This is a genomic window from Streptomyces sp. NPDC020362, from assembly GCF_040642095.1.
In the GTDB taxonomy this organism is placed as follows: Bacteria; Actinomycetota; Actinomycetes; order Streptomycetales; family Streptomycetaceae; genus Streptomyces.
Window position 1 is genome coordinate 1 of the sequence record NZ_JBFAET010000220.1, and the last position, 14,015, is coordinate 14,015.

A 14,015-nucleotide genomic window follows, 5' to 3' on the forward strand; every position below is an offset into this window, starting at 1 on the left:
CGGTCGTGCTCGGCGACGACGCGGCTGCGGCCCCGGCCGGCCACGCGGCGTCCCACGTGGACCTCACCGAGCTGGCCCGGGCCGCCGACGCGGGCGCCCGGGTCCCCGAGACGGTGCTGCTGCCGCTCGCACGTCACGTCGGGGACAAGGCGGTCGCAGCCACCGCCCGCGACACGCTGCGGCAGGTCCTGGCAGTGGCTCAGCAGTGGTCGCGGGACGCGCGGTTCGCCGACTCCCGGCTGGTGGTGGTCACCCGCGGCGCCGTGGCGGTGGGCCCCGAGGAGGAGCCGGACCTCGTGCACGCCGGTGTATGGGGCCTGGTGCGTTCGGCCGCCGCGGAGGAGCCGGGGCGCTTCGCTCTCCTGGACACCGACGACACGCCGTACGACCCCGCAGCGCTCAAGGGGGCGCTGGCGGCCGGCGAGACCCAGCTCGCGCTGCGCGCGGGTCGACTGCTGATCCCGCGGCTGACCCGCACGACCGCCACCGACGGCGGAAAAGACGCGCCGCGCTGGGACAACGGCACGATCCTCATCACCGGTGCCACCGGCACGCTGGGCAGCCGCCTGGCCCGCCATCTCGTCGAGCACCACGGCGCCCGACACCTGCTCCTGCTCAGCCGGCGCGGCAACCGGGCACCCGGTGCTCCCCGACTCGCCGCCGAACTCACCGCGGCCGGCGCGCGGGTCACCATCGCCTCCTGTGACGCCGCCGACCGCGACAGCCTCGCCCAGGTCCTCGCCGCCGTCCCGGCCGAACACCCCCTCAAAGCCGTCATCCACACCGCCGGTGTCGTCGACGACGGAGTCCTCTCCGCCCTCACGCCCGAACGCCTCGACACCGTCCTGCGCCCCAAGACCGACGCCGCGTGGAACCTCCACGAACTCACCCGCCATCATGACCTCGACGCCTTCATCCTCTATTCCTCCCTCGCCGGCCTCCTCGGCACAGCGGGACAGGCCAACTACGCCGCGGCCAACACCTTCCTCGACGCGCTCGCCCACCACCGCCGCTCCCAGGGACTCCCCGCCCGCTCCATCGCCTGGGGTCTATGGCAGGAAACCAGCACTGGCACCGGCCATCTCAACGACACCGACCTCCAACGACTCGCACGCTCCGGCCTGCTGCCACTGGCCACCGAGGACGGCACCGCCCTCTTCGACGCCGTGCAACACGCCGAAGAAGCCGTGGTGGCCGCCACACGCATCGACACCACAGCTCTACGACACCCAGGCACCGAGCCCCACCCACTCCTGCGGGGCCTGGTGCCCGCCGCACGGCGACCCGCCCGATCCGGCGGCGTCGGATCGGGGCGGGCCGGATCGTCACTGGCCGAGCGGCTCGCGGGGCTGACCTCCCCGGACCGCGAGCGGGTGCTCCTGGACCTGGTGCGGACCCACGTCGCCGAGGTCCTCGGCCACAGCAACGACGGCGTCGAGACCGGGCGGACCTTCCAGAACCTGGGCTTCGACTCGCTCACCGCCGTCGAACTCCGCAACCGCCTCACCGCCGCGACCGGTCTGCGCCTGCCCGCCACGCTCGTCTTCGACCACCCCAGCCCGGCAGCCCTAGCCGCGTATCTGCACGAGCGGTTCGCGGATGAGCTGTCACCCATCGGACCGGTGATCGCGGAGCTCGAACGGCTCAGGACGGTCATCTCCTCGGTGAGGGCGGACCGCGGCGCGCAGCAGGAGATCACCGCGCGACTACGTGAACTCCTCGGCCTCCTCGGGGAGTCCGGCCGTGTCGCCGGACCGGACGACGACCTCGAATCGGCCAGCGACGAGGACCTGTTCGCGCTGGTCGACGAACTCGACTGACGCCCGCCGACGGGAACCCGTTCGTTCCCCCCTGACCTGCCCCGATCACACGCTCGCCCGTAGCAGGGCACGCACTTCACCCTGGGAGCTGACCCACGTGGCTGACGAGAAAGAACTCCGCGAGTACCTCAAGCGGGCCATCGCCGACGCGCGTGACGCACGCAGACGCCTGCGCGAGGTCGAGGCGAGGGCGCAGGAGCCGATCGCGATTGTCGGTATGGGCTGCCGCTACCCGGGCGGGGTGGCCTCACCCGAGGACCTGTGGCGGCTGGTCGCCGACGGAGTGGACGCCATCACCGAGTTCCCCGGCAACCGAGGCTGGGACCTGGACAAGCTCTACGACCCCGACCCCGACCAGCCGGGAACGTCGTACACCCGCCACGGCGGATTCCTCCACGACGCGGACCAGTTCGACCCCGGCTTCTTCGGCATGTCACCGCGCGAGGCCCTCGCCTCCGACGCTCAGCAGCGGCTGCTGCTGGAGACCGCCTGGGAGACCTTCGAGAACGCCGGGCTCGATCCCACCGCGTACCGGGGGAGCCGGACCGGGGTCTTCACCGGACTGATGTACACCGACTACGGTTCTCGCCCGCATCTTCCGGTGGAGGGTCTGGAGGGCTACCTCTACAGCGGCAGCGCGGGCAGCATCGCAGCGGGCCGGCTCGCCTACACCTTCGGGCTGGAAGGCCCTGCCGTGAGCGTCGACACGGCCTGCTCCTCCTCCCTCGTGGCCCTGCACCTCGCGGTCAACGCTCTGCGTCAGGACGAGTGCGACCTCGCTCTGGCCGGCGGTGCGGCAGTGATGTCCACCCCTGTCGGTTTCGTGGAGTTCTCCCGTCAGCGCGGGCTGGCGCCCGATGGCCGTATCAAGTCGTTCGCCGCCGCGGCGGACGGCACGGCCTGGTCGGAGGGCGTGGGACTGCTCCTGGTGGAACGACTGTCGGATGCGCGGCGGGCGGGCCATCGGGTGCTGGCGGTGGTGCGGGGCAGCGCGGTGAACCAGGACGGGGCGTCCAACGGGCTGACGGCGCCGAACGGTCCGTCGCAGGAGAGGGTCATCCAGCAGGCGTTGACGAACGCCGGGCTGAAAGCTTCGGACGTGGGCGCGGTGGAGGCCCACGGGACCGGCACCCGGCTGGGGGATCCGATCGAGGTGCAGGCGCTGCTTGCGACGTACGGGCGCCAGCGCGCGGCTGAACAGCCGCTCTATCTGGGGTCGTTGAAGTCAAACATCGGCCATGCCCAGGCTGCCGCCGGGGTCGGCGGTGTGATCAAGATGGTGCAGGCGATGCAGCACGGGGTGCTGCCACGGACACTGCACGTTGACGCTCCGACACCACTGGTGGAGTGGGAGTCCGGTGGGGTGCGGCTGCTGACCGAGGCCCGTGAGTGGCCCGAGGCCGAAGGGCGGCCGCGGCGTGCAGCCGTGTCGTCGTTCGGCATGGGTGGCACGAACGCCCATGTCATCGTGGAACACGTCCCCATCGAGGGGTCGACCGAGGAGTCCCACGCCGTCGGGACGTCGCCGGTGGTGCCGGTGGTGCCGTGGGTACTGTCCGCGGCGACGCGGCAGGCGCTGGCCGGGCAGGCGGGCCGGCTGCTGGAGCACCTGGAGCGCAATCCCGGCCAGACGTCGCTGGATGTGGCGTACTCCCTGGCCACCACGCGGGCAGCACTCGGCCGGCGTGCGGTGATCGTGGCTCCCGGCCGGCAGCGGGCCCTGGAACGGCTGCGTGTCCTCGCCGACGGTGGTGGGGCCGGCCTGATCGAGGACGACGCGGTGGCGCCGTCGAAGACCGCTTTCGTGTTTCCGGGCCAGGGTTCCCAGTGGGCCGGGATGGCCGCGGAACTCCTGGACGCCTCTCCCGTGTTCGCCGAGCGGATCACCGCCTGTTCGGAAGCGTTCGCGCCCTTCGTGGACTGGTCCCTGGAGGAGGTGCTGCGCAGCGCCGACGACGCCCCGTCCCTGGACCGTGTCGACGTCGTCCAGCCCGTCCTGTTCGCCGTGATGGTGTCCCTCGCCGCCCTGTGGCAGTCGTACGGCGTACGCCCGGAGGCGGTGGTGGGCCACTCGCAGGGCGAGATCGCCGCGGCCTGCACGGCCGGGATCCTCTCCCTGGAGGACGCCGCCCGCGTGGTGACGCTGCGCAGCCAGGCCATCGGGCGGGTTCTGACGGGACTGGGCGGCATGGTGTCGGTCGCGCTGCCCGCCGAACAGGTCCGCGAGCGCATCGGCCCTTGGGGGGACGGCCTCCAGATCGCCGCCGTCAACTCCCCGTCCTCGGTGGTCGTATCAGGCGAGGTCGAGCCACTCGAAGAACTCCTCAAGGTCTGTGCCAGGGACGACGTCCGGGTCAGGCGGATCCCTGTGGACTACGCCTCCCACTCGGCGCACGTGCAGCTCGTCGAGGAGGAACTGGGCGAGCTTCTGGCGCCTGTACGCCCCCGCGAGGCGGCGATCCCCTTCCTGTCCACCGTCACCGGCGAATGGATGAAGGGCCCAGAACTCGATGCCTCCTACTGGTACCGCAACCTGCGGCAGACCGTGGAGCTGCACGACGCGGTGCGCAGGCTCCTGGACGACGGGTTCGGGACGTTCGTCGAACCCAGCCCCCATCCCGTGCTGACGGTCGCCGTGCAGGAGACCGCCGAGGCCGCAGGTGCGGACGTCACTGTCCTGGGCTCGCTGCGCCGCGACGAGGGCGGTCCGGAACGTATGTGGACCTCCATCGGGCAGGCCTGGGCCCGCGGTGCCGACCTGGACTGGGACGCCGTCTTCGACGCCACGGGCGCGCGGCGGGTCGAACTGCCGACGTACGCCTTCCAGCGGGCGCGGTACTGGCTGGAGGGCACGTCCGCTCCCCGGGACGCGTCGGGCTTCGGGCTGGTGACCGCGGATCATCCCCTGCTCCGCGCGGCGTTGGGCGTCGCCGACCGCGACGAGACCGTGTTCACCGGGCGTATCTCCCTTCACTCCCACCCCTGGCTCGCCGCCCACCGGATCTTCGGAGAGGTGCTGCTGCCGGCCACGGGCTTCGTCGACCTGGCGCTTCGGGCCGGAGACCAGGTGGGCTGCGACTGTGTGGAGGACTTGACACTCGCCGCTCCTTTGGTGGTGCCCGAGCGGGGTGACGTACGGCTCCAGGTCGTGGTCGGCGAGTCGGACGGATCGGGCCGCCGCACGGTCGGCGTGTACGCGCGACCGGACGGGGACGAGGACGGTGCGGCCTGGACCCTGCACGCGAGCGGGCTGCTAGCCACCGCCGCCGGGGACGACGACGGCCCCGGTGACTTTGCGGCGTGGCCGTCGGCCGGCACGGAGGAAGTCCCGATCGAGGACGGCCTCTACGACCGGCTCGCCCACCACGGCTATGGCTACGGCAGTGCCTTTCGCGGACTACGGCGCGTGTGGCGGTCGGACGGCGATCTCCACGCCGAGGTGGTGCTCGACGAGGGGGAACGTGCGGACGCGGCCTCGTTCGTGGTGCACCCCGCCTTGCTGGACGCGGCGTTGCACCCGCTGCTGCCCGGCGTGATCGGTGAGAACAGCCCCGCCCTGCTGCCGTTCGCGTGGTCGGGCGTACGGGTGTACGCCACCGGCGCCACAGAGTTGCGGGTCCGGCTGACGGTCAAGGACGCACAGACCGTGAGCCTGGTCGTCACCGACGTGGTGGGCTCCCTGGTCGCCACGGTGGAGACCCTGCATCTGCGACCGCTCACCCGGAACGCCCGGCCCGGAATCGGTCAGGGCGCGCGGGGTGGCCTGTTCCGTCTGGAGTGGACTCCGCAGCGCGCCGACAGGACAGCGGGATCCACCGGCGACTGGGCCGTCCTGGGCAACGCGCGGCCCTTCGCGACCGCCGGTGAGGTCCACGCGTACGCCGGTCTTCCCGACCTCGTACGGGCGCTGGAGAACGGCGGTCCGACGCCGGGCACCGTCCTGTTGCCGCTGCTGCCCGACGATACCGGCGAGGAACGGACCGGCGCCCACGCCCGTTCGGCGGTGCGGGCGTTGCTGGAGACGGTCCGGACCTGGTCGGAGGACGAGCGGTTCGCCGGCTCCCGGCTGGTGGTGGTCACCCGTGGGGCCGTGGGGGTGGGCGCAGACGACACGCCGGACCTCGTGCACGCGGGTGTGTGGGGCCTGGTGCGTTCGGCGGTCGCGGAGCACCCGGACCGTTTCGCCCTCGTGGACATCGACAGCGTGGGACAGGACGCGGGACCGGTCGCGGCGGCGCTGGCCGCCGGCGCGACACAACTGGCGCTGCGGGCGGGCCGGCTCCTGACACCGCGGCTGAGCCGCACCACACCCGGCGACGCCGAGGAGGGCGTGCCGCGCTGGGACCGCGGCACGGTCCTGATCACCGGAGGTACCGGCGCGCTGGGCGGCCTGCTGGCCCGGCACCTGGTCGAACGGCACGGCGCCCGGCGTCTGTTGTTGCTCGGCCGACGCGGAAGTCAGGCGCCGGGCGCCGCCGAACTCGCCGCGCAACTCACCGGGTCCGGCGCCGAGGTCACCTTCGCGCCCTGCGACGCCGCCGACCGGGACGCCCTCGTTCGTGTCCTGACCGGTATCCCGGCCGACCGTCCGCTCACCGCCGTGGTGCACGCCGCCGGCGTCGTGGACGACGGGGTCCTCTCGGCCCTCACACCCGAGCGGCTCGACACCGTCCTGCGGCCCAAGATCGATGCGGCCTGGAACCTGCACGACCTCACTCGCGATCTCGACCTGGACGCCTTCGTCCTCTACTCCTCCCTCGCCGGCCTCCTGGGCACGGCGGGACAGGCGAACTACGCCGCCGGCAACTCCTTCCTCGACGCACTCGCCCACCACCGCCGTGCCCAGGGGCTGCCCGCCGTCTCCATCGCGTGGGGTCTGTGGCGGGAGGCGAGCACCAGCACCAGCCACCTGGACGAGACCGACCTCAGGAGGATGGCCCGCTCCGGCCTGCCACCGTTGTCCGCCGAAGACGGCGCCGCGCTGTTCGATGCGGCGCAGTGTGCCGGGGAAGCCGTACTGGCGGCCACCCGGCTGGACACCACCGTCCTGTCTCGCCCCGGCGCCGAACCCCACACGCTGCTGCGCGGCCTGGTGCCTCACACACGGCGGCGCGCCGGTTCCGGCGACAGCGGTTCGGGGCCGTGCGGATCGTCGTGGGCCCAGCGGCTCGCGGAGCTGCCCGCCGCCGAGCGGGAACGCGCGCTCCTCGACCTGGTGCGTACCCATGTCGCCGAGGTGCTTGGTCACTCGGACGGCGCGGACATCGAGGACGACCGCGCGTTCAAGGCCCTCGGCTTCGACTCGCTCACCGCCGTCGAACTGCGCAACCGTCTCAATGCCGCGACCGGGCTGCGCCTGCCCGCCACGCTCGTCTTCGACCACCCCAGCCCGGCGGCCCTCGCCACGCACCTGTCGACAGGGATCTCGGGCGTCCGGGACGACCGTGCGAGCGTCCCCGTCGTTCCGGCCCTCGCGGGCGCCACCACCGAACCCATCGCGATCGTCGGCATGGCGTGCCGCTTCCCCGGCGGGGTGACGTCCCCGGACGAGCTGTGGCGGCTGGTGGCCGACGGGGCGGACGCCGTCACCGGGTTCCCCACCGACCGCGGCTGGGACCTGGCCGGCCTCTACGACCCCGACCAGGACCGGGTCGGCAGGAGCTATGTGCGCGAGGGCGGGTTCATCGACGACCCCGCCGGATTCGACGCGGACTTCTTCGGTATCCCGCCACGTGAGGCGCTGGCGATGGATCCCCAGCAGCGGCTCTTCCTGGAGACCTCGTGGGAGGCCGTCGAACACGCCGGCATCGATCCGCAGGGGCTGCGCGGCAGCCGTACCGGCGTCTTCGCGGGAACGATGTACAACGACTACTACACCCGCCTGAACGGCATCCCGGACGGCCTCGAAGGCATCCTCGGCATCGCCAACAGCAACAGCGTCATGTCCGGCCGGATCTCCTATCTGCTCGGCCTGGTGGGCCCGGCGGTCACCGTGGACACGGCCTGCTCGTCCTCGCTGGTCACCCTGCACCTCGCCTGTCAGGCGCTGCGGCAGGGCGAGTGCGACCTCGCGCTGGCGGGCGGAGCCACCGTGATGGCGTCGCCCAACATCTTCGTCGAGTTCAGCCGCCAGGGCGGCCTGGCCCGGGACGGCCGCTGCAAGCCGTTCTCCGCCGACGCGGACGGCACGGGCTGGTCCGAAGGCGTCGGTGTACTCCTCGTGGAACGGCTCTCGGACGCACGGCGTCTCGGGCACGAGATACTCGCCGTCGTACGCGGTTCCGCCGTGAACCAAGATGGTGCGTCCAACGGCTTGACCGCGCCGAACGGACCTTCGCAGCAGCGGGTCATCGAAGCCGCTCTCGGTCAGGCCCGTGTCCCGGCGTCCGCCGTCGACGCGGTCGAGGCGCACGGCACCGGCACCCGGCTCGGCGACCCGATAGAGGCCCAGGCGCTCATAGCCGTGTACGGCCACGGACGCGAGCCGGACAGGCCGCTGTACCTGGGCTCGCTCAAGTCGAACCTGGGGCACGCCCAGGCGGCGGCCGGCGTCGGCGGTGTGATCAAGATGGTGCAGGCGATGCGGCACGAGGTGCTGCCGCGAACCCTGCACGCGGACACCCCGTCGCACGAGGTCGACTGGTCGGCGGGCGCGGTGGCGCTGCTGACCGAGGAACGGTCCTGGCCGCGCGGGCAGCGCCCGCGCCTGGCAGGTGTGTCCTCGTTCGGCATCAGCGGCACCAACGCCCATGTGGTCCTGGAGGAAGGCGATCCGCTGCCCGGGACCGCGCTCTCGTCGGATGCGGACGCCGCGGCCTCTCCGTGTCTCGAGGGGCCGGGCACGCCCGCTGGGCCCCTGCCGTTCGTCCTGTCGGCCAGGACCGCGGACGGCCTGCCCGCGCAGGCGCGGGCACTGCGCGCGCACCTGCTGGCCCGTCCCAAACTCGCCCCGCCGGACGTGGCATGGTCGCTGGCGACGGCCCGCTCCTCCTTCGACCACCGTGCCGTGGTCGTCGCCGCGGACCGGGAGGAGCTGCTGCACGGGCTCGACGTGCTCGGCACCGCGGACGCGGTCCGCCCCACGTCGGTGGTCACAGACACGGCACATCGCGGCCGAGTGGCACTGATGTTCCCCGGGCAGGGTTCGCAGTGGCTCGGTATGGGCCGCCGGCTGCTCGCCGAGTCGGAGGTGTTCGCGGCCTCGGTGCGGGAATGCGAGCAGGCGCTGGCACCTCATGTCGACTGGTCCCTGTCGGAGGTCCTGCGCAGCGCGGACGGCGCAGTGCCCGACACTGTGGACGTGGTCCAGCCCGTGTTGTTCGCCGTCATGGTGTCGCTGGCCAGGTTGTGGCAGCACTGGGGGGTTCCGGCGGAGGGGGTGGTGGGTCACTCGCAGGGGGAGATCGCCGCCGCGTGTGTCTCCGGTGCGCTGTCCCTGGCGGACGGGGCCCGGGTGGTCGCCACCCGGGCCCGGCTGCTGAGCGACCTCTCCGGAACCGGAGGGATGGTGTTCGTGGGGCTGTCCGCGCAGGAGGTGCGGGACCGGCTGAACGACCGGCTGTCGGTCGCCGCGGTGAACGGGCCCCAGTCCGTGGTGGTGTCGGGTCCCGATGACGCGCTCGAGGAACTGATGCAATCCGCGCGGGCGGACGGCGTCCAGGTCCGCCGGGTCGACGTGGACTACGCCTCGCACTCGCCCGCGATCGAGGCGGTCCGCGAGCGGCTGCTGGCCGAGCTGGAGGGAATCGCCCCGCGTGCGGGTGCAGTACCGCTGTACTCGACGGTGACCGGCACCCGGCTGTCGGGATCCGAGCTGGACCCGGAGTACTGGTACCGCAACCTGCGGGAGCCGGTGCTGCTGCAGAGCACGGTCGAGACGCTGGCCGCCGAGGGATTCTCCTTCTTCGTCGAGTGCAGCCCGCATCCCGTGCTCGCGGTCGGCGTACGGGAGACGCTGGACACGCTGAACGGCGACGGCGTGGTGTGCGGCTCACTGCGCCGGGGCCACGGGGGCATGGACCGTATGTTCCTGTCGCTGGCCGAGGGTTACACGCGCGGGCTGCCGGTGGAATGGAGCCGAGTGCTCACGGCCGGCCACCGCGTGGACCTGCCCACCTACGCGTTTCGGCACCGCCGCTTCTGGCTCGACGCCGCCGAAGGACGGCCGGTGTCGCACGGGTCCGACAGCGACGCCTGGTTCTGGGACGCGGTCGAGCGTGGGGATCTGGCGCAGCTGTCCGGTCGGCTCGGCCATGCGGACGGGCTCGCCGAGGTGGTGCCGGCGCTCGCCGGCTGGCGCCGCAGGAACAAACAGCAGTCCGAGCTGGACTCCTGGCACTACGAGATCGCCTGGCGTGACCAGCCACTCGACGAGAGCACGACGCCCTCGGGCCGATGGCTGCTGCTGACGCCCGGTACGGCCGCGTCCGAGCGGCTGCGGGCCCTGCTGGTGGAGCGGGGGCTGGACCTGGTCCCCGTCACGTTGGGAGCGGACGACGCCGACCGGGCGATGGTGGGCTCTCGCGTCGCCGCGGCGGACGGCCATCAGCGGCCGGGCTACGAGGGTGTCCTGTCCCTGCTGGGTCTGGACGAACGGCCGCACCCGTCGTTGCCGGGGCTGTCCACGGGGTTCGCGCTGACCGTCGCCGCGGTCCAGGCCCTCGGCGACCTCGGTCTGGACGCCCCTTTGTGGGCGGTCACCAGCGGCGCCGTGGGGGCCGGAGAAATCCCGCGCAGCCCGGGGCAGAACCAGGTGTGGGGTCTGGGCCGGATCGTGGGCCTGGAACACCCCAGGCGCTGGGGAGGCCTGGTGGACCTTCCCGCGGACCCCGACACGGGTACCGCCGCGACACTGCTGCGGGTGCTGGCCCAGGGCCGCGGGGAGGACCAGTGGGCGATACGGGCTTCGGGCACCCGGGTACGCCGGCTCGTCCGGCACGAACCGCCGCTCCCGAAGTCGGACGGCGGGTGGCAGCCGTCGGGGACCGTTCTGATCACGGGTGCCGGCGGATCGCTGGGACCGCATCTCGCCCGGTCGATGGCCGAGCGTGGAGCGAAGCGCCTGGCCCTGCTGAGCAGGAGCGGACTCCAGTCGCCCGGGATGCCGGAACTGGTCGCCGAGCTCGGCGAGGCGGGCTGCACCGCGGCCGTGTTCTCCTGTGACGTACGTGACCGGGAAGGGCTGGCCGGGATACTGCGCGAACTGGCGGAGGCCGGGCATCCGGTGACCACCGCCGTGCATGCCGCCGCCCATCTGAACATCGCCCCACTCGAGTCGGCCTCCCTGTCCCACTTCTCCGAGGTGGTGGATGCCAAGGTGACGGGGGCGGTCAACCTGGCCGAGCTACTCGACCCCGCACACCTGCGCGAGCTCGTCCTCTACTCGTCGATCGCCGGAGTGTGGGGCAGCGGCGACCACGGCGCCTACGGTGCGGCCAACGCCCACCTCGACGCATACGCCGAACGCTGCCGCGCGGAGGGGCTGCCGGTGACCTCGCTGGCCTGGAGCATCTGGGACGAGGAGGTGACCAAGGAGCGCGCCAACGCCGAGCGCGTCGTCCGCCAGGGCCTGCCGTTCCTCGCCCCGTCCACCGCCTTCGAGGGCCTGTACCGGACCCTGTCGGCGGACCGGGCGTTCGAGGTGATCGCCGACGTGGACTGGGCGCGGTTCGTACCGGTGTTCACATCGGTACGCAGCAGTCCCCTGATCGAGGACTTCGTCGAGGCCGTCCCCGGACGGCAGGACGCGGGCGCCTCGACCGGGGGCACCGGTGACGGCTTCCGCGAACGCCTGGCCGCGATGACTCCAGCGGACCGCGAGCTCACCCTGTTGGAACTGGTGCGGACGAACGGCGCGGTGGTGCTGGGACGGGGCGCGGACGACCAGCTCCCGACGGACCAGGAGTTCCAGCAGGCCGGGTTCGACTCGCTGCTGTCGGTGGACCTGCGCAACCGGCTCGGCCGCGCCACCGGCCTCACCCTGCCGCCGACGCTGCTGTTCGACCACACCACCCCGGCCCGGCTCGCGAAACACCTCCTCACCGAACTCTTCGACGAGGGGGCCGCCGCGGCCGAGACGGTCATCGGCCGGCTCGACCGGATCGAGGCGGACGTCCAGGCCCTGGCGGCCGACGACTCGGCCCGGCTGCGGCTGGCGACCCGTGTCGAGTCCCTCCTCAGGGCCGTACGCGGCACCGGCGACGCGGCTGACCAGACGCCGGGCCTGGAATCCGCCGACAGCACTGAGAAGTTGCTGGAGCTGCTCGACAACCGGTTCGGCGAGTCGTGAACGGCACCCGGCACCAGGCCACGTCTCCCACAGGACCAGGGCGGAACGAGAAGTGACGGACATGAAACAGACCACCGAAGAACGACTCGCGCGGCATCTGCGCACCATGGACAACGAATTGCGCGCCGCACGGAGCCGCAACCGCGAACTGGAGGACCGACAGCGCGAGCCCATCGCCGTCGTGGGCATCGGCTGCCGCTACCCCGGCGGCGCGGACAGCGCGGACGGCCTGTGGCGGGTCGTCCGGGACGGCCAGGACGCGATCGGCGGCCTCCCCGTCAACCGCGGCTGGGACATCGCCGGTCTGTACAGCCCGGACCCGGACGCCCCGGGACGCAGTTACAGCACGGCGGGCGGTTTCCTCCACGACGCGGACCGCTTCGACGCGGAGTTCTTCGGTATCTCACCGCGCGAGGCGGCGACCATGGACCCGCAGCAGCGGCTGCTCCTTGAGACCTCCTGGGAGGCGGTGGAGAACGCGGGAATCGACCCGCGTTCCCTCCGCGACAGCCAGACGGGGGTGTTCGCGGGGTCGAACTCCCAGGACTACGGCGCCGTGCTCGCCGAAGCGCCCGAGGCCGCCGAGGGGTATGTCGTCACCGGCAGCACCGGCGGGATGGTGTCCGGGCGGATCTCCTACACGCTGGGACTGTGCGGGCCGTCGCTGACGGTCGACACCGCCTGCTCGTCCTCCCTGGTGACCCTGCATCTCGCCGTGCAGGCGCTGCGAAACCGGGAGTGCGTCGCCGCGCTCGCCGGCGGTGTCGCCGTCCTCACCACCACCCGTGGGCTCACCGAGTTCAGCCGGCAGCGCGCGCTGTCGGCGGACGGCCGCTGCAAGGCGTTCGGGGCGGCCGCCGACGGATTCGGCTTCGGTGAGGGTGCGGGGATGCTGTTCCTCGAGCGGCTCTCCGACGCGCGTAGGCATGGTCACCCGGTGCTCGCCGTCATCCGCGGCTCCGCGGTCAACCAGGACGGCGCGTCCAACGGCATCACCGCTCCGAACGGACCCTCGCAGGAGCGTGTCATCCGGGACGCGCTGGCGGCGTCCGGGGTGCCCGCGGGCGAGGTCGGTCTCGTCGAGGCGCACGGCACCGGCACGAAGCTGGGCGACCCGATCGAGGCCCGGGCCCTGATGGCGGCGTACGGGTCGGTGCGGGACGCCGGCTCACCGCTGTGGGTCGGCTCGGTCAAGTCCAACATCGGACACACGCAGGCAGCAGCCGGTGTCGCCGGGGTCATCAAGGCCGTGATGGCGCTGCGGCACCGGACGCTGCCGCCCACCCTGCACGCCGAGGAGCCCTCCCCGGAGATCGACTGGTCCAAGGGCACAGTCCTGCCCCTCACCGGCGTCCGGGACTGGCCTTCCGAGGCACACCCTCGCCGCGTCGGCGTCTCGGCCTTCGGCATCAGCGGCACCAACGCCCACCTGATCGTGGAGGAAGCGCCCCCGGTCGTGGCGGAGACCACGGGCGGGTACGTCCCGCCCGCGACCGCGCGGATGGATCCGGGCCCCCTGCCCTGGCTGCTGTCGGCCCGCTCGGCCGAGGCCCTGAGGGAGCAGGCGAGCAGGCTGCTCGACTGGACCGCCGGCCGGCCCGACGTCGGCCCCGGTGCTGTGGCCCGGGCCCTCGCACACGGCCGCAGCCGGTTCGAGCACCGGGCGGTCGTGCTGGCCGACGACGCCGCCGGATCCCGTACCGCCCTCGGCGCTCTGGTCTCGGGCGAGGAGAGCCCCGACCTGATCCGTGGGGAGACCTCGGCACCGGGGCGGCTGGCGTTCCTGTTCTCCGGGCAGGGCAGCCAGCGCCCGGGAATGGGCCGGGAGCTGTACCAGACCTTTCCCGCCTTTCGCGCGGCCTTCGACGCGGTCTGCTCGGAACTCGACGGGCGTCTGCCGCGGCCGC

At 72.6% G+C, this 14,015-nt stretch carries 3 protein-coding genes; all 3 read left to right on the forward strand.

The genetic code is table 11. The features are described 5' to 3' along the window. Positions 1-1,820 (forward strand): SDR family NAD(P)-dependent oxidoreductase (locus AB0H32_RS41150; RefSeq protein ID WP_361132407.1); only part of this gene is annotated, 1,820 nt, incomplete at its 5' end. A gap of 97 nt (positions 1,821-1,917) precedes the next feature. Next, positions 1,918-12,108: a type I polyketide synthase gene (locus AB0H32_RS41155; RefSeq protein ID WP_361132410.1), complete on the forward strand. Its 10,191-nt coding sequence runs from the start codon at positions 1,918-1,920 to the stop codon at positions 12,106-12,108. 61 nt (positions 12,109-12,169) lie between these two features. After that, on the forward strand, positions 12,170-14,015 hold a 1,846-nt coding region (locus tag AB0H32_RS41160; RefSeq protein WP_361132413.1), incomplete at its 3' end, for a type I polyketide synthase.